General features: G+C 33.8%; 19 protein-coding genes. 14 read left to right on the top strand and 5 right to left on the bottom strand.

Annotation, left to right across the window (positions count from 1 at the left end):
* Window positions 1-2 precede the first annotated feature (2 nt).
* Complete coding sequence (locus IW20_RS10965) at window positions 3-503, bottom strand: DUF456 domain-containing protein (protein WP_035621924.1); 501 nt, start codon at window positions 501-503, stop codon at window positions 3-5.
* Window positions 504-705: 202 nt separating this feature from the next.
* Between IW20_RS10965 and IW20_RS26100 the strand changes: the two genes are divergently transcribed.
* The 3 genes from IW20_RS26100 to IW20_RS10950 are packed head-to-tail and all read left to right on the top strand — an operon-like array spanning window position 706 to window position 2172.
* A complete protein-coding gene (locus IW20_RS26100; RefSeq protein WP_123869438.1) occupies window positions 706-936 on the top strand; it encodes a hypothetical protein in 231 nt (76 codons plus the stop codon).
* A 42-nt stretch (window positions 937-978) separates the two neighbouring features.
* On the top strand, window positions 979-1455 hold the full coding sequence (locus IW20_RS10955; RefSeq protein WP_035622224.1) for a hypothetical protein: 477 nt from the start codon (window positions 979-981) through the stop codon (window positions 1453-1455).
* A 3-nt stretch (window positions 1456-1458) separates the two neighbouring features.
* Entirely contained in the window at window positions 1459-2172 is a 714-nt protein-coding gene (locus tag IW20_RS10950; protein WP_035621917.1) for a DUF4184 family protein, read from the top strand.
* Window positions 2173-2555: 383 nt separating this feature from the next.
* Here the strand turns inward: IW20_RS10950 and IW20_RS10945 are convergent, their stop codons facing one another.
* Window positions 2556-3656, bottom strand: a complete 1101-nt coding sequence (locus IW20_RS10945; protein WP_035621914.1) for a glycosyltransferase family 2 protein — start codon at window positions 3654-3656, stop codon at window positions 2556-2558.
* On the bottom strand, window positions 3653-4600 hold the full coding sequence (locus tag IW20_RS10940; RefSeq protein WP_035621911.1) for a lysylphosphatidylglycerol synthase domain-containing protein: 948 nt from the start codon (window positions 4598-4600) through the stop codon (window positions 3653-3655). Before IW20_RS10940 ends, IW20_RS10945 begins: the two co-directional genes overlap by 4 nt.
* A 148-nt stretch (window positions 4601-4748) precedes the next feature.
* On the opposite strand from IW20_RS10940, the gene ruvC reads away from it, so the two are divergent.
* The 9 genes from ruvC to IW20_RS10895 all read left to right on the top strand — a co-directional run bounded on the left by ruvC (window position 4749) and on the right by IW20_RS10895 (window position 10924).
* A complete protein-coding gene (gene ruvC, locus IW20_RS10935; protein ID WP_035621908.1) occupies window positions 4749-5303 on the top strand; it encodes a crossover junction endodeoxyribonuclease RuvC in 555 nt (184 codons plus the stop codon).
* A 72-nt stretch (window positions 5304-5375) separates the two neighbouring features.
* Entirely contained in the window at window positions 5376-6530 is a 1155-nt protein-coding gene (gene hemW, locus IW20_RS10930; RefSeq protein WP_035621905.1) for a radical SAM family heme chaperone HemW, read from the top strand.
* A 192-nt stretch (window positions 6531-6722) separates the two neighbouring features.
* Window positions 6723-7085 carry a GxxExxY protein gene (locus IW20_RS10925; RefSeq protein WP_240478477.1) on the top strand — a complete coding sequence of 121 codons (363 nt, stop codon included), beginning with the start codon at window positions 6723-6725 and terminating at the stop codon, window positions 7083-7085.
* A gap of 167 nt (window positions 7086-7252) precedes the next feature.
* Window positions 7253-8218: a D-2-hydroxyacid dehydrogenase family protein gene (locus tag IW20_RS10920; RefSeq protein WP_035621901.1), complete on the top strand. Its 966-nt coding sequence runs from the start codon at window positions 7253-7255 to the stop codon at window positions 8216-8218.
* Window positions 8219-8262: 44 nt separating this feature from the next.
* Window positions 8263-9018 carry a cyclase family protein gene (locus IW20_RS10915; protein WP_035622222.1) on the top strand — a complete coding sequence of 252 codons (756 nt, stop codon included), beginning with the start codon at window positions 8263-8265 and terminating at the stop codon, window positions 9016-9018.
* Window positions 9015-9416, top strand: coding sequence for a GNAT family N-acetyltransferase (locus tag IW20_RS10910; protein ID WP_035621899.1), 402 nt, complete (start codon window positions 9015-9017; stop codon window positions 9414-9416). Before IW20_RS10915 ends, IW20_RS10910 begins: the two co-directional genes overlap by 4 nt.
* A complete protein-coding gene (locus tag IW20_RS10905; protein ID WP_035621896.1) occupies window positions 9413-9763 on the top strand; it encodes a DUF4260 domain-containing protein in 351 nt (116 codons plus the stop codon). The genes IW20_RS10910 and IW20_RS10905 overlap by 4 nt, the downstream gene beginning before the upstream one ends.
* A gap of 8 nt (window positions 9764-9771) precedes the next feature.
* A complete protein-coding gene (locus IW20_RS10900; protein WP_035621893.1) occupies window positions 9772-10143 on the top strand; it encodes an MmcQ/YjbR family DNA-binding protein in 372 nt (123 codons plus the stop codon).
* 70 nt (window positions 10144-10213) lie between these two features.
* Window positions 10214-10924 carry a PH domain-containing protein gene (locus IW20_RS10895; RefSeq protein WP_035621891.1) on the top strand — a complete coding sequence of 237 codons (711 nt, stop codon included), beginning with the start codon at window positions 10214-10216 and terminating at the stop codon, window positions 10922-10924.
* 135 nt (window positions 10925-11059) lie between these two features.
* On the opposite strand, the gene IW20_RS10890 is transcribed toward IW20_RS10895, so the two are convergent.
* Window positions 11060-12160 (bottom strand): DUF4407 domain-containing protein, encoded by a 1101-nt coding sequence (locus tag IW20_RS10890; protein ID WP_035621889.1) that lies wholly within the window; start codon window positions 12158-12160, stop codon window positions 11060-11062.
* A gap of 297 nt (window positions 12161-12457) precedes the next feature.
* Between IW20_RS10890 and IW20_RS10885 the strand changes: the two genes are divergently transcribed.
* Window positions 12458-15265, top strand: coding sequence for a TonB-dependent receptor (locus tag IW20_RS10885; RefSeq protein WP_035622219.1), 2808 nt, complete (start codon window positions 12458-12460; stop codon window positions 15263-15265).
* Window positions 15266-15333: 68 nt separating this feature from the next.
* Window positions 15334-16392: a phytase gene (locus IW20_RS10880; protein ID WP_035621886.1), complete on the top strand. Its 1059-nt coding sequence runs from the start codon at window positions 15334-15336 to the stop codon at window positions 16390-16392.
* 259 nt (window positions 16393-16651) lie between these two features.
* Here IW20_RS10880 and pckA read toward each other — a convergent pair whose 3' ends face one another.
* On the bottom strand, window positions 16652-18253 hold the full coding sequence (gene pckA, locus IW20_RS10875) for a phosphoenolpyruvate carboxykinase (ATP) (protein WP_035621883.1): 1602 nt from the start codon (window positions 18251-18253) through the stop codon (window positions 16652-16654).
* Window positions 18254-18293: the final 40 nt, after the last annotated feature.

Genomic DNA, 18293 nt, shown 5'->3' with positions numbered 1-18293 from the left:
ATTTAGAATAATCCAGCTCGATTTTGCCATACAATCGTAAGAAACAAACCGAAGAAAATAATGCAAAGCATAAAGTTTATAAAGCTCGATGCCAGAAAACCAATAAACGAACCTGTTGCGGCTTTTAAAGCGCGATTATGATCTTTAGAGTCGTAGATTAATTCACCAATAAACGCTCCTGCAAAAGGACCAATAATAAACCCAAACGGAATTGGAGCAAAAATACCTACGACCAAGCCAATATTAGTCCCCCAAACTCCATAAGTGCTTCCGCCAAATTTCTTAGTTCCTTTGGCGGGAATGATATAGTTTAAAACAGAAATAACGATTGTAACAGCCAGAGTAATTCCTAAAACCCAATAATTCATAGGAACGACTTTTGTCATATAAAGCAATAATAAACCAATCCAACTAAGGCTTATTCCGGGTAAAACGGGTAAAAAACTACCTAAAATACCAACAATCATACATATAAAGCCAAGTAACAATAATAGTGAATCCATATAATTTTTTTGTAATTTTGTGCCTACAAACCTTTAGTTAGATTCGTCCATGCCTAGATTTTTGCAATTTGTATTGTTTTGTACCTTGATTTTTTCAATCAGTACAAGTACTTATGCGCAAACTAAAAAACTTTCAATAGACGATCGATTACTTCAGGATAGCATTTATAAAAGTAATAAGAAAAAAGTATTAAATTTTTCAATGAAAGATTTTGATGCACTTTTTTTTGATTTTTTTAAAACTAAAAGCAATCCCGATGTAGTTTTAACTAAAACACAGTTTTATAATTATACAGTACAAATTGCTACTTTCTCTGACCGATTGGCTAGTTTATATCCTGCACAAAAGGAGATTGCAGCAAAAAACAAAGAAGAGTGGCTATCAGAAAGCTATGAAGATTATTTATTATACAAAGCTTCTCAAAAAAAATAATTGTATTTTTATAAATTAATAGTTCAATTCAAAATCAAACACTTGAAGCAGTTTTCCCTTTTATTAGTAATCCTTTTATTTAACTCTTGTCAATATTTTGAGAAGCAAGTTCCTTCTGAAAAAGAATTATTGCAAAAAGAGCTAAAATCGATTAACTGGAAAGAAGTCGATGAGTTTCCGTCTGTGGTCGATTGCGAGAAGATTGAAAACAAAAAGCAGCGACAACAATGTTTCTTCGAGATAATGACACAACTTATCCAGCAGAAACTAAGTAGCGATACGCTTGCAATTCTCTATCCAGAACTAGATACGATCGAGGTAAAAGTGACAATTTTTCCTAATGCCACAATGAAATTCGAACCACAGTTCCCAAAAGATTCCGTGGCTTACGATACCGTAAAAATCGACAGCATCTTGCGCGCACGATTAGTCGATTTCCCAAAAGTTAATCCAGCCATAAAACGCGGAATTCCTGTAAAAACCCAATTTATATTACCAGTAATTCTAAAAGTAGAATAAGTAGTGCCATTTACTTTTTCGCACCCAGCCATTGTTCTGCCATTTTTAAAGAATAAAAAGCTCTCAGCAACAGGATTGGTAATTGGGTCAATGTCTCCCGATTTAGAATATTTTTTCAGAATGAAAATGCAAGGCGATATCGGGCATACTTTCTTAGGTGTGTTTCTCGTAGATATTCCTTTGGGCGTTTTAGTTGCATTCCTATTTCATCAAATAATAAAAAGACCATTAATAGACAATCTGCCTGGTTTTTTCAAAGAAAGATTATATGTTCTTAAAGAAAGCAACTGGTTAAATTACTTTAAGTCTAATATCTGGATAGTTATAATTTCATTCATTTTTGGGATTTCTTCTCATATATTTTGGGATTCATTCACACATATAAATGGATATTTTGTAGAAAGAATATCTTTTTTGGGAGGAGAACTATATTCTATTCCTGCTTATAAAATCGCCCAACATTTAAGCTCTTTAATTGGGATGGGATTAATCCTTTTTTATATCTATAAATTGCCCATAAAAATTGACGAACCTAATAAAATCAACCTGAAATATTGGTTTTCAGTAATAGCGATTACGGTAATAATCCTGAGTATACGATTTGCATCAGGAATGACATTTAAACAAATAGGAAGCGTAGTTGTAAGCGCAATTTCCTCACTATTTTTGGCACTAACTCTTACGGGATTAATTTTCAGAGAAAGAAAAAGTATTTAAAAAACTCCTATCACAACCTTTGTCAAAGTTTTTTAACTTTGACAAAGGTCTACAAATGCAAAGTCATTAGATTTCTACGAAAACTTATCATCCAAAAAATGAGGACCATTGCCAACGGTTTAAACCGTTGGAGCGCAATTATCACAATCCGTACCACACGGTTGAAACCGTGAGCTATGATAAAATAGGATATAATTTAAGAAATTAGGTCATTTTATACTTGAAATCTAGTTCCTTAGATCTTTGTTTTTTAACTCTTTCAAATTTTTAGAAATTAATTTTTGAAGCTATTCCTGCTGTCCGCTATATCTTTTTATGGCAAAAAAAGCCATATAAAGGATGCCGCTTCCATCAGGGCTAGAGCCATCATTTCCATCAGAATATTATTTAGAGAATTGTCTTCCTTTCCATTCATAACTTCCCAATAAACTATATAAAGCAACACTAGTACTAAAAAACGGATACCACAAGTTTGATAGAATAAAGAAACGCATTTGTTTTTTGGTCAAAAAAGAATTGGTTTGATAAAGTAATATCGAGTCAAGTACAAACTTGAAAGCCAATATACCCAATAGATTAATGTAGTTTATTTGCAGTGCTAAAAATAAAATCCAAGTTATAACCACACTTAAATTGGCAAGAAAAACAATAATACCTAATAATTTTCCAAACACGCTTTGGTACGAACCAGTTTTAGCCGCCCAACGAACCCGCTGATGAAACAAGCTTTCCCAATCGGAAGTTGGTTTTGTGAGTATGATATTTTCCTCCGCTTTTAAATAATGCACCTGTTCAGGAAACGCTGCGATTGCCTTTTGTAATAAAAAAACATCATCGCCGCTGGCAATTTTGTTATTCCCATCAAAACCATTCAGTTTTTCGAATAATGATTTGGTATAAGCAAGATTAGCACCGTTGCACATAAAACCTTTATTTATGCCAAAACTCCCAATTGTTGCGCCTTGTAAACTCGTTAAGTCCAATTGCTGAAAATGATGCAAAAAGGATTTATCACATTCATACGTAACCGCACCAGCAATCATCGAAACATCGTGAAGCTGAATGTAATTATCCAGAGTTTGTAACCAATTTTCAGGAACAATACAATCAGCATCGGTTGTAATAATCCATTCAGTCGATGCATGTTGCATAGCAGTGGTAATCGCATCTTTTTTAGGAGAATTAGAAACGCGAATATTCTCAATTATTCGAATACTGAATTTCTCAGACAGAATACAGAATGATTCTTCAGAATCGTCATCAACCAAAATTACTTCAAACAGTTCGATAGGGTAATTTAATCTCGAAATGCTCTTTAAAAGAAACGGTAAATTTTCTGTTTCGTTTCTAAAAGGAACTACAATCGTAAAACGGGTTTTAGGAGGTAATTCGGTAGATAGATATTTTTTAATTTTAGTAAAACCATAACTAAGCCAAGCTATAATAAGAGAATAAATGAGTGTTATGGTATACAGAATTATCATTGTTTGGCGATTTTAGTTTTAAAATTTAAGACATAATAACTTCCTATAACAACCGGCAAAACTACATTTAAGAACCACATTAAAGTAGATATAAAAATCACAATCCATTCGTTTACGCCAAGAATTCCGAAGAAATAAACGGCAACACTTCCTTTTACAGCAAAATCCAGAAACTGAAAAGTAGGTAAAGACGAAGCTAAGAAATAGACAGAAGAGATTGTTGCTATTAGTGTAATGTAAGGCAAGTCAACATCAAAAGCGAGAAACAGAAAATAGTATTGATGCGAAAAAACAAGGTATCGACAAATTCCTAAAAGGATATTTCTTTGATGAATAGGTTTTGGGATTTCATTAATCTTATGAATTAGTTTCTCGATAGAATATCCTTTGATAGTGATTTTCTTTAATACAAAAACTACAAGAAATAAAGCTACAAGCAGTCCAAAAAGTAATGCGACCGTTGTTGGCGTAATCACATTGTATTTAGAGTTAAAATACATCAACCCAAAAATTCCAAATACAACAGTTAGAACCATTTGTATTCCGTTACAAATCAGGTTTAAGAAAACCACTTTTTTAGTATCTTTTTTCTCAAAAAACAATGCTTTTCCAGCATATTCCCCAATACCGTTTGGTGTAAAAAGTCCAGCGGTTAGAGCGCCAAGAACTTGTTTTGTAGCTTCAGACACTGATATTTTATGAATAACTTGAGCCAGATTTTGCCATTTTAAGATTTCGAAATAGCGATTTAAAACACTAAATAATAAAATGAATGCAATTCCCGAAACCGATTGGTTCTTTTTGAATAAAACAATGAACTTCTGCCAGTCGAGTTTGTCATTTTGGGCAAGTTGATTATAAATAAAGTAGAATGCGCCACCTACAATCAAAAGTTTGACTACAAGAACAAGGAATTGTTTAGCTTTGTGAGGAATTGAAATCATGCTGCAAAGTAAAGGAAAAACTATTGTAAAAAAGCTATTTCGCAAAGACTCACAAAGAAAATCACGAAGAAACGCAAAGATTTAAATGAGGATAAATAATTCTTCGTGGCTCTTGTCTACTTAGTGAAACTTAGCGCAACAAAAAATAATGACAAAAGAACGCATCATATTAGGAATCGACCCAGGAACGACAATTATGGGTTTTGGATTGATAAAAATCGTCAATAAAAAAATGGAATTTTTGCAGCTCAATGAATTGCAATTGTCCAAATATGACAATCATTATCAGAAACTAAAAATCATTTTTGAACGTACCATCGAATTAATCGAAACGCATAATCCGGATGAAATTGCAATTGAAGCACCTTTCTTTGGTAAAAACGTTCAATCGATGCTTAAGTTAGGAAGAGCACAAGGAGTTGCAATGGCAGCAGGGCTTTCGAGAGATATTCCGATAACGGAATATGAACCTAAAAAAATAAAAATGGCAATTACCGGAAACGGAAATGCTAGTAAAGAACAAGTTGCCAAAATGCTTCAACAACTTTTAGGATTAAAAGAATTACCTAAAAACTTAGATAGTACTGATGGTTTAGCAGCTGCCGTTTGTCACTTTTTTAACTCAGGAAAAGTAATCGGAGCAAAGAGTTACACAGGCTGGGATGCATTTGTAAAACAAAATGAGGAACGAGTTAAGAAATAGTTTATAGTTCCAGTTTTCAGTAACAGTAGCTAACTGAGACTGAAAATTGAGACTGAGACTGAAAACTAAAAAATGTCAGGAATATATATTCACATACCATTCTGCAAGCAGGCTTGTAATTATTGTGACTTTCATTTTTCGACTTCAATGAAGAAGAAAGACGATATGGTTTTGGCTATTGCCAAAGAAATTGCCATGCGAAAAAATGAGTTTGAACTTCTTGATTCCACAGGAAATGACAATCAAATTGAAACCATTTACTTTGGTGGTGGAACTCCTTCGGTATTAACAAATGACGAAATAAACTTTTTAATTTCAGAAGTTTACAAGAATTATAATGTTGTAGAAAATCCTGAAATCACACTCGAAGCTAACCCAGATGATTTATCTGCAGAACGAATTTTTGAGTTGTCAAAAAGTCAGATAAACCGCTTGAGTATTGGGATTCAGTCTTTTTTTGAAGATGATTTAAAGATGATGAATCGTGCTCATAATTCGGTGGAAGCCAAAAAATGTCTGGAAGAAGCAACTAAATACTTCGATAATATCTCTTTGGATTTGATATACGGAGTTCCTGGAATGAGCAACGAAAAATGGAAACATAATATCGAAACCGCATTGAGTTTCGGAATCCCACATATTTCGAGTTATGCATTGACGGTAGAACCTAAAACTGCTTTGAGTAAATTAATACAAACAGGAAAAGTTGCTAAGCCAAACGACGAAGTGGCTTCGGCACATTTTATGATTTTGGTAGAAACTCTTGAAGCAAACGGTTTTATTCATTACGAATTATCAAATTTCGGAAAAGAGAATTACTTTTCTAAAAACAATTCGGCATATTGGCTGGGTAAAAAATATATTGGAGTAGGACCTTCGGCGCATAGTTATGATGGTGTTTCCAGAAGTTGGAATATCTCGAATAATTCACTTTATCTTAAATCAATTCAGGATAATCAATTGCCAAATGAAGTGGAAGTTCTCTCGGTATCCGACCGTTATAATGAATATATTATGACTGGATTACGAACTATTTGGGGAGTTTCACTAGATAGAATCGAAAATGAATTTGGAACCGATTATCTAGTTTATCTAAAAAAACAAGTAGAAAAGTTTCTAAATGATGAATTGGTTTATATCGAGAACAATATTTTAAGACCAACAGCAAAAGGAAAATTCCTGACTGATGGAATCGCATCAGATTTATTTTATTTAAATTCGGATTAAGAGGTCTAACCGCAAGGTTCGCTAAGGTTTTACGCAAAGGACGCTAAGCTTTATTTTTTATCGTAAGAATAGTTTTATTTTTTACTGTTTGAATATTAGATTTACTTTATCTAATATTAAGAAGATTGTGTATCCTGACGCTTCGGAATTGCACTCTTTTCGGTTAAATAAAAACGTATGACTGAGAATTAATTGTCTAAAATTGTATTCGATTGCGCATTAAAAGTACATCAATCATTGGGTTCTGGACTTTTAGAAAGTGCTTATGAAGAGTGTTTGTTTTATGAATTGAAAAAAACAGGTTTAGTAGTTGAAAAACAAAAAGCATTACCTTTAATTTATGAGGAAGTGAGGTTGGATATTGGCTATCGCCTGGATATTATAGTAGAAAATAAATTAATTTTGGAAATAAAATCGGTAGATGCCTTAAATGATATTCATTTTGCGCAGCTATTGACTTATTTAAAATTAACAAATTGTAAATTAGGTTTATTAATAAACTTTAATGTTGTTTTAATAAAAAACGGAATTCGAAGAGTTGTAAATAATCTATAATTATTATTAAAAGGAATTAAACCATTAACTACAACATCGATAAGGGGAAACTATGCGCCCTTAGCGTAAAACCTTGCGAACTTTGCGGTTAATTTTTTGCCACGAATTACTCGAATTAGTACAAATTAAAAACTTTGCACCCTTTGCGGTTAAATACATATAAGATAATGAAAATTACCATATTAGATGATTATCAAAATGCGGTTGCAAAACTAGAATCTTTCAAAATGCTGAAAGGATTGGATGTTACTATTCTGAATCATACCGAAAAAGACAATTCAAAGTTGGCTGAGTTATTAAAAGACTCCGAAATTATTGTTTTAATTAGGGAAAGAACAGAAATTTCAGCCGACTTACTTTCCAGATTGCCTAAATTGAAACTCATAAGTCAGACAGGAAAAAAATCCAATCATCTTGATATTGCTGCTTGTACAAAATATAACGTTGCTGTTGCCGAAGGAATAGGTTCACCTGTAGCTCCATCTGAACTTGCGTGGGCATTAATAATGAATACAGTTCGCCAGATTCCTCAAGCTATTCAGGGAATGAAAGAAGGCAAATGGCAAACGAATATCGGTTCTACTATTCTAGGTAAAACAATAGGTATTTGGGGTTATGGAAAAATTGGCCAACAAATAGCTAGATATGCAAATGTATTTGGAGCGACGGTTTTAGTTTGGGGAAGTGAAAATTCAAGAAATCAAGCTGTTGCAGATGGATTTAAGAAAGCAGATTCTAAAGAGCAATTTTTCTCCCAAAGTGATATCATCACATTACATCTTAGACTTAATGAAAGCACTTTCGGGATTGTAAAAGAAGCCGATTTAGGTTTAATGAAGCCAAGCGCAGTTTTAATTAATACTGCAAGAGCCGAATTAATAGAAAAAGGAGCTTTGTTAAAATCACTTAAAAACGGAAAACCTGGATTTGCAGGGATAGATGTTTATGAAGAAGAACCTATTTATGATGTAGATTTTGAATTGCTAAAAATGCCAAATGTTGTTTGTACGCCTCACATAGGTTATGTCGAGAAAAATAGCTACGAACTCTATTTTGAGAAAGCTTTTGAAAATGTAATTAATTATATCAATAGTAATCCAACAAATATTGCAAATCCCGAAGCATTATTTTAAATTTGGATAAGTTCAACCTTGCGGTTAAAAAAATGCTTAAGAATATGAAAGCAAAAATTAATAATGAATTCGAAATTGACTTATCAAAACCTATCGATATTTCGATTCCGCTTACAAATACAGATGAAAATCCTATTGCTTGGTATATCGAAAAACCAGTAATCGAACCAGTGGTTTTTGGCGATTGGATAGGAAAGGTTTCGGAAGGAAAATCTTCTACCAACTTTAATAATATTTTCTTTAATCCGCATGGGCATGGTACACATACCGAATGTCTTGGGCATATTACACGAGAATTTTATAGTATTAACCAATCCTTAAAAACGTTTTTCTTTTTGGCAGAATTAGTTTCGGTTGAACCAGAAGTTCAAGGAGAAGATTTGGTAATTACTAAGGAACATATTTTGACTTCGCTCAATGGGACAATTCCCGAAGCAATAATTATAAGAACGAAACCTAATTTAAAGTCCAAAAAAGCGGCAAAATATTCGAATACGAATCCGCCTTATTTGTCGGAAGACGCAGCGATTTTTATTCGCGAAAGCGGAATACAACATTTATTAATTGATTTACCAAGTGTAGATAAAGAGCATGATGAAGGAAAACTTTTGGCACATAAAGCTTTCTGGAATGTAAAGGATGTAAATAATCTTAATGCTGATGCAAGATTAAATGCTACAATTACCGAAATGATTTATGTAGACGACGAGATTAAAGACGGAAAGTATATACTGAATTTGCAAATTGCTTCGTTTGAAAATGATGCAAGTCCGAGCAAGCCAATTTTATATAAAATATGATTACAGTTAGCACAGATAAAACCAAACTCGACGTTCCGTTTATCCAGCATTTCTTAAAAGATATTTATTGGGCTGCGGGTCGTACCATGGAAGAAGTTCAGACTACGATTGATAATTCATTTTGTTTTGGAATTTTTATAGAGGATAAACAAATAGGCTTTGCCCGCGTTATTACCGATTATGTGGTTTTTGCTTATGTAATGGATGTTTTTATTACCGAAGAACATAGAGGTAAAGGATATTCTTCTGTTTTGATAGATAGAATGATAAACGAACCAGTATTAAAAGATATTAAAATATGGAGATTAGCAACAACAGATGCTCATTTTTTATATAGCAAGTTTGGTTTTACAGCATTAAAAAGTCCAGAGAAAATGATGGAAAAAGTAATAGTATGAAAACAGTAATAAAACTAGAAGAGTTAGGCTTATTTGTTCTCGGAATATATTTGTTTGGCCAATTAGATTATCAGTGGTGGTGGTTTCTGGTATGGATTTTAGTGCCAGATTTTTCTATGCTTGGTTATGCAATTAATGCTAAAGTTGGTGCTTTCTTATATAATGTATTCCATCATAGAGGAATTGCTGTTTTGGTTTATATTTTAGGCTGTTATTTAAAGTTAGAAGTAGTACAACTTGTTGGAGTTATTTTGTTTTCTCATGCTTCGATGGATCGGATATTTGGTTATGGATTAAAGTATGAAACTGGTTTTAAGTACACACATTTAGGTGAAATTGGTAAATAAGAAATGATATGAATTTAGAAACGTATTATGAATATTGTCTCTCTAAAAAAGGAGCCACAGAACATTTTCCTTTTGATGAAGAAACATTGGTGTTTAAGGTTGGCGGAAAAATGTTTGCATTGTCATCTTTAACCCAATGGGAAAAAGGCATTCCTTCGGTAAATTTAAAATGTGACCCAGAGCGTGCTCAGGAATTGCGTGCCGAATATGATGATATAAAACCGGGTTACCATATGAGCAAAGTACACTGGAATACTATCACGATGAATGGAGATTTGCCTACGGCTTTTATAAAAGAACTGATAGACCATTCGTATGATTTGGTTTTCAAAAGTTTGACGAAGAAAATTCAGAATGAAATTATTGAATTAGAAAATTAGGCATTACATTTGCAGCGTAAGAAAAAAAACTAGCAACTCAGTTACTTTGTAACTTAGCAACTTATAAAATATGAAAGAACAATTCAAAAAGTTTTTAAACGAAGAACAAGACCCAAAAGCGATTGAAAAAATTACTTCAAAACTCAATGATTTATTAATGAGAGGAGAAGAGATTGGATACATTGCAGTTCAGAAAAAACCGGCAATAACTGTTTTTCCTGATAGCATTGTGGTAACAAATAAAAGAATCATTGTATGTAAACCTAAGAATTTAGGTCTTTCGATGGATTTTACAGATTATACTTGGGATGATATCGTAGGGACTTTTGTAAAAGAAAATATTCTTGGTTCTGAGTTTTCTTTTTCTACCAAAACCGATATTCAGTTTTCTATAGATTATATTCCTAAAATTCAGGCAAGAAAGATTTTTACTTACGCAAAAGAACAATTGGATATTCTTAAAAATCCAGTTGTGGCTGCAGCTGCTCCAGTTGCAGAGGTTGCAGAACCTGAAGAAGTTGAGACTATAGAGGAGGAGGAAGAAGTAGAAGAAATCGAAACGGAAGAAGTAACGAACTATGCCGAAATTTTACCAGCGGCACCAATTTATAATGAACCAATTCAAGAGACTTCATTTGCAACAGGCGAAAGAAGATTAAGCGATATGTCTCAAGATGAACTTTTTGAAAAATTACAGAATTACAAGAAGTTATTAGACAACGGATTGATTATGCAAGGAGAGTACGATGCATTCAAAAAAGAGATTTTGAGCTACATGTAGTATTTAACCGCAAAGGTCGCAAAGATTTACGCAAAGAAAAAAGCATAAAAAAACCAACATTTATAATGTTGGTTTTTTTTATAGAACTTTGCGAACCTTGCGGTTTAAAGCCTTGCGACCTTTGCGGTTAAACCCTTATAAAGTCGCTTTCTGTTTTTCTACAAAACTATGCGCTTGCAGTTCTAAGAGCTCGGTAGCTTTCTTTCGCTGTAGGTCGTATAATTGTTTGTCTTGTGCTATATCCTCATAAACTTTGTCGTGCATTGCGGCGCTGGTTTTTACCAATAAACTACGTTGGTATTTATTTTGTTCCAGAGTAGCTTTTAATGCCGTTTCTAGCTCTTCTTGTTTAAAATCATATTCTCCCCTCGGAGATAATAATTTGGCTATTATAGGAGATGTTTCTATGGCTAAGAACAAAAGCATAATAAAGAAAGAAGGAATCCAAGGTAGTTTGTTTAATGCATTTATTCGCGCCATTAAACCATCAAAACCATCTATGATAGGTTGTGTTTCAGTTACCTTTTTGTCTACATCGGCTTGGAGCGTTTTTACAGTTTTTTCCTTTTCAGCTATTTTTGCCTCATTTTCGGTTTTTAGCGTAGCAAGTTCTTTTAATGCAGCATCGTGTTTGTCGCGTTTCTCTTTATAAACAGGACCTTTTCCTAAACGTTTTGAGCCCGCTGTACCTTCGGCTTCAGTAATGTAAGTCGAGTATAATGCATTTACCTCTTTTTCTTTTTTAAGAATGTCAGCTTTTAATCCATCGATTTCGGCTTTGTTCTTGTCTAAATCGGATTTATAATAATTACCAACTTCTTTTTTATTGGCAAGAGCCATTGCGTTTTTCTCTTTTAATAAAACGGTATTGATTTCCTTTTCGAAAATTTTAATTTCTAATGGTTTCGAAATTACGATTGCAATAATAACTGCCAGAATTATTCGAGGAGTAGCTTGCAGGAATTCATCCCAAAAACGGTCTCTTTTTTTTATTGTAGATACAATAAAGCGGTCAAGGTTAAAAATAAGTAAACTCCATACAAATCCAAAAGCCATAGCAGGATATACAGAGTCGAAAACGGTAAATAAGGCATACGCACTTGCAATAAATGCCATTACTGCGGTAAAGAAAACGGTAGCTCCAATACCTACATATTTGGTTTGTTCACTTTCTGAACAGTCCTCGAGGAGATTTTTATCTGCTCCTGAGCAAAGGATAAAAAATTGTTTCAACATGATTGATTGTTTTTGATTGATTGATAGGGCAAATTTAACGCCAAAAAATTAAAGTTGAGGTAAATAGTTGATATGTTTTTGGTTATGATGCTGTTTTAGTTTTAAAAATGGCATTTTGATACCATTTTCTATCGTTGATAATGTTAACTCTAATCAATATTTTAAAGGGTTATGTTATTTTAAAGTAAAAAAAAGGAGCTCAAAAAGCAGAAGCATAATGATATGTTAAATTTTTCAGGAGGTATAGTTAATATGCAGCAACTAGTTTCGCATCATAGAAAAATAACCAAAACCAAGATGAAAAAAAATTGTTTAGTATTAGTTCTCTTTTTAATGGCCTTAGTAGGTTATGCTCAAAAAGGAATTGTTTCTGGAAAAGTGTTGGATGCAGACGATAAGCTGCCTTTGCCAGGAGCAATGATTGAAATTGTAGGTCAGAATAAATATACTATTTCTGATTATAACGGAAGATATGAATTGCTTAATGTAATGTCAGGATCTTATCAGGTAAAAGTAAAATACATGGGATATACCCAGAATATTCAGGATGTAGTTATTGCTGATGGAAAAAATGCCGTGATAGATTTTGCTCTTAAATCTTCGGGTACAGAATTGAATGAAGTAGTTGTAGGTGATATCCTGAAAGGACAAGCAAAAGCTTTAAATCAACAAAAAACGAATAAGAATATAGGTAATGTTATCTCGGCTGACCAAATGGGACGTTTTCCTGATGCCAATGTTGGTGATGCTTTAAAACGTGTGCCTGGAATTACAATGCAGAATGATCAGGGCGAAGCAAGAAATATCATTATTAGAGGTTTGGCGCCTTCATTAAACTCTGTAACTTTAAACGGGGATCGTATTCCATCTGCCGAAGGCGATAACAGAAATGTACAAATGGATCTTATCCCGTCGGATATGATTACAACAATCGAGGTAAATAAAACCCTTACACCAGATATGGATGCTGATGCTATCGGAGGTTCTGTAAACTTGATAACGAGAGCTACGCCTAATGGCGAAAGAATCTCGGCAACAGTTGCAGGAGGTTATGCGCCAATACGCGATAAACCTATTTATACAGCAGGATTAGTTTACGGAAATCGTTATTTTAATGATAAACTTGGAGCAGTTGTAAGTGGTTCTTATAATAATGTAGATTATGGTTCGGATAATGTTGAAGCTGTTTGGACTAAGGATAAATTTGGGAATGAATTTTTGAGTAAATCTGAAATTAGAAAATATGATGTACAACGCATTCGCAGAAGCGCAGCCATAGCTTTAGATTATAAATTTGATGAGAATAACACCATTTTCGCCAACGGAATTTATAACTGGAGAGATGATAGAGAGAATCGTTATAGAACGACTTATGACGATATGAAACCTATTTATAGCGGAGAACAAATTACAGGTTTTACAGGAAGAGTAAAACGCCAGACAAAAGGCGGAGTTGATAATAATCGCAATAAAAGCAGAAGACTCGAAGATCAGCGTGTGCAAAATTATGCGTTGCGTGGAGAGCACTTAATAAATTCTAGTTTAGATCTTGATTGGTCGGCAAATTATTCGACAGCAAGAGAATATCGTCCTCAGGAACGTTACATCGAATATCGCCAGAAAGGTTTGAATACAGCTCAGGATTTATCTGATTTAGAGTTTCCTTTAGTAACAACAACTGGAGAAGCTTTAGATAAATTTAAATTTGATTCGACTACCGAAAATACGGACGAAACTAAGGAAAGTGAATTTGGAGCTAAAGTAAATATCAGATTTCCTTTTACCATAATCCCTTCGGAGAAAGGAAGATTAAGAACAGGACTTAGATTAAGAATGAAAGAGAAATCGAGAGATAATATCTTCTACTCTTATGAACCAATAAGCGGTATGGGAACTTTGGCGGATGTTCAGACAAGTTATTATGACGGGAACGGTTTCAATCCAGGAAGCAAATATGTGCCGGGAACGTTTGTTTCTAATACCTATTTAGGAGGTTTAGATTTAAATAATCCTGCTTTGTTTAATAAAGAGTTAAATCCAGCTGAGTTTTTGACTGTTAACTACGAAGCCAAAGAGAAAATTTATGCTGCTTATATAAGATGGGATCAGGATTTTAATGATAAATTATCTATGATTTTAGGTTTCCGTGTAGAGAATACACATATAGATTATACAGGTAATCGTGTTCTGGATGAAGAAGAGTTAGAAGGGAAGATAAACACAACTAATTCATACACAAACGTAATGCCTGGGATTTCGTTTAAGTATAATGTGACTAAAGATTTGGTATTAAGAGCTGCGGCAACGACAGCTTTGGCAAGACCTAATTATTATGCTTTGGCACCTTATATAAATAATATAGCTGCCGATTCTCAAATTTTAGCTGGTAATCCAGATCTTAAAGCTACATATTCTTATAACTATGATTTGATGGCCGAGAATTATTTTAAATCGGTTGGTTTAATTTCGGGAGGTGTTTTCTATAAAAACCTAAATGATTTTATTTATACTTATAGTGATAATCAGTACACAACTGCAAAGTTTGCGGCTGATTTTCCTAATCAACAAAATCCAATTCCTGCGGGAGATAATTGGACGCTTATACAACAAAGAAATGGTGATAATGTAGATGTGTTTGGTTTTGAAGTTGCTTTCCAACGTCAGTTAGATTTCTTTACAAGCCCATTCTTAAAAGGATTCGGAATTTATTTAAACTATACCTACACAAAATCGACAGCCAAAGGTATTGCTGATGCTGAAGGAAATGAAAGACGTAATATAAGCCTTCCGGGAACTTCTCCTCATATGTTTAATGGTTCATTGTCATGGGAAAACAAACGTTTTTCGGCAAGAGTTTCGACTAACTTTACTTCGGATTATTTAGATGAATTGGGTTCAGATGAGTACAATGATAGTTATTATGATAAACAACTTTTTGTAGATGCTAATGCTGCATTTAAGATTACATCTAAGATTCGTGTTTTTGCAGAAGCTAATAATTTAACCAATCAGCCGTTACGTTATTATCAAGGTGTTAAGTCGCATACTAAGCAGGTAGAGTATTACCAAGCGCGTTATAATTTGGGATTGAAATTTGATTTCTAATAATAAAATGAATTACTTAAAATTGACAGGATGAAGTATTCCTGTCAATTTTTTTATAAAATAACAACATGAAAAATAAATTTATATTACTCCTTGTGAGTGCTTTTTTAATTTCTTGCGATAGCAAGTTAGCACCAGTTCGTAAAGACGCTATTAAGCCAACAGCGGTTACAGAACCACTTCCGCATGATACCGATGATCCCTCTATCTGGATACATCCTACAGATGCATCTAAAAGTATCATTGTAGGTACAGATAAAGATACTGATGGTACATTGTATGCTTTTGATTTGAATGGTAAAATCATAACGAAATCAGAAACATTAAAAAGACCAAATAACGTAGATATTGCTTATGGTTTAATTGTTAACGGAAAGAAAATAGATGTTGCGGTTACTACTGAAAGAGAAACTAATAAAATCAGGGTTTTTAGCTTGCCAGATTTAAAGCCTATAGACAATGGCGGAATTTCTGTTTTTGATGGTGAGTCATTACGTGATCCTATGGGAATTGCTTTGTACACTCGACCAAGTGATCATGCTATATTTGCTATTGTAGGTAGGAAATCGGGGACTTCGGGGAGTTATTTATGGCAATATCAGTTATCAGATATTGGTAACGGAATTGTTGGCGGAAAAGTAGTTCGTAAGTTTGGAGCATATAGCGGAAAAAAAGAGATTGAAGCGATTGCTGTAGATAATGAGTTAGGAATGGTTTATTATTGCGATGAGCAATTTGGTATCAGGAAATATGTTGCTGACCCAGAGAGCAAACAAAAAGATGTTGAGTTAGCTGTTTTCGGGAAAGGAGATTTTAAAGCAGATAATGAAGGAATTGCTATTTACAAGAAAACGCCAACAACAGGATATATTTTAGTTTCTAACCAACAAGCTAATACGTTTATGGTTTTTCCTAGAGAAGGAGCTAATGGAGATTCGAATAAATACCCTTTACTTGCCGAAATTCCTACTTCGACAATTGAGTGTGATGGTGCCGATGTAACGAATCTGAATTTAGGAGGAGCTTATAAAAACGGTCTTTTTGTAGCAATGAGCAACGGAATGACGTTTCATTATTATAGTTGGGATTCTGTGCAAAAACGTATTGATGCGCAAGTGAAGAAATAAGTATTCAGTTTTCAGTCGCAGTATACAGTTCCAGTTTTCCGTTGCAGTTTTCAGTTGCAGTCATAAGTTACGGTTTCCTTTATAAATACAGTAAGTAAACTGAGAGTGAATACTGAGAGTGAATACTGACACTGAATACTGGGAACTGCTCACTGCGACTGAAAAGTGCGACTGAAAACTGATACTAAAAACATGTATAAATAAAAAAGAGCTGTTCGATTGAACAGCTCTTTTTGTTTGAATTAGTAAAGACCTTATATTATGCTATTGGTGCTCCTGCCATAATTTCGGCATTTGCAAACTCTTCAAATTTTGCGAAATTAGCTTTGAATTTCTCTGCTAATTCTTTTGCTTTTACATCGTATAATGCTGGATCTGCCCATGTATTTCTAGGATTTAATATTTCGCTAGGTACATTAGGACAACTTTGTGGTTTTGCAATTCCAAAAACCACGTGGTTTTCGTATGCTACATCGTCTAATTCTCCGTTTAAAGCGGCAGTAATCATAGCACGAGTGTATTTTAGTTTCATACGAGTTCCAGTTCCGTATGCTCCGCCAGTCCATCCTGTATTAATAAGCCAAACTTTTACATCGGCATCTTTCATTTTTTTGCTCAACATTTCTGCATAACGAGTTGGGTGTAACGGCATAAATGGCGCTCCAAAACAAGCTGAGAAATTAGGTTGAGGTTCGTCTACACCAGCTTCTGTTCCAGCAACTTTAGCAGTATAACCAGAAATAAAGTGGTAAGCAGCTTGTCCTGGAGTAAGTCTCGAGATTGGAGGCAAAATACCAAAAGAATCTGCTGTTAAGAAGAAAATGTTTTTAGGGTTTTTACCTATAGAACCTGGTTGAATATTATCAATATGGGTAATAGGGTAACTAACTCTTGTATTAGGTGTGATCGAGATATCATCATAATCTACCACGTTTGTACCTGGTTTAAAAACAACGTTCTCTAATAAAGCACCTTTTTTGATAGCTCTAAAAATGTCTGGTTCGTTTTCTTCAGTAAGGTTAATTACTTTAGCATAACAACCACCTTCAAAATTAAATACCGTGTTTTCATTAGTCCATCCGTGTTCATCGTCTCCGATTAATTTACGATCTGGATCTGCAGATAAAGTTGTTTTTCCTGTTCCTGATAAACCGAAGAAAATAGCTGTATCACCATCTTTACCAACATTGGCACTACAGTGCATTGGTAAAGTGTTTTTAAATACTGGCAAGATGAAGTTTAAAGCCGAAAAAATTCCTTTTTTCATCTCTCCTGTATATCCTGTTCCGCCAATAAGAGCAATTTTTTTGGTAAAGTCCAAAATTGCAAAATTACTTTGTCTTGTTCCGTCTACTGCAGGATCTGCCATAAAGCTAGGAGCACAAATTACTGTCCATTCAGGAGTAAAGTTTGCCAATTCTTCTGCTTCTGGTCGCAAAAACATATTGTAGCAAAACAAGTTAGACCATGCTGTTTCGGTAACAACACGTACATTTAATCTGTAATTCGGGTCTGAACAAACGTAAGAATCTCTAACAAATACTTCTTTGTCAGATAAATATTGAGTTACCTTGTTGTATAATTTTTCGAAGGCAGCTGGTTCAAAAGGAATGTTTACTTTTCCCCACCAAACTTGGTCTTCTGTAATACTATCTTTTACAATAAAACGATCTTGAGGCGAACGTCCTGTAAATGTACCAGTATTAATTGCTAATGCACCTGTTGAGTCCTCTACACCTTGACCTGATTGTATCGTAATGTTGTGTAATTCGTCAGCTGATAACTGATAATGAATTGTTGCATTTTTAATCCCTAACTCATTTAGCGAAATCGATTGCGTTGATAACGTTTGATTGTCCATAAATTTATAAGTTGTGTATGTTTTACTTTATAGACTGTAA

This window comes from Flavobacterium hydatis, assembly GCF_000737695.1.
In the GTDB taxonomy this organism is placed as follows: Bacteria; Bacteroidota; Bacteroidia; order Flavobacteriales; family Flavobacteriaceae; genus Flavobacterium; species Flavobacterium hydatis.
Note: the sequence above shows the minus strand (reverse complement) of the source record. Positions and strands in the feature narration are given on the sequence as shown.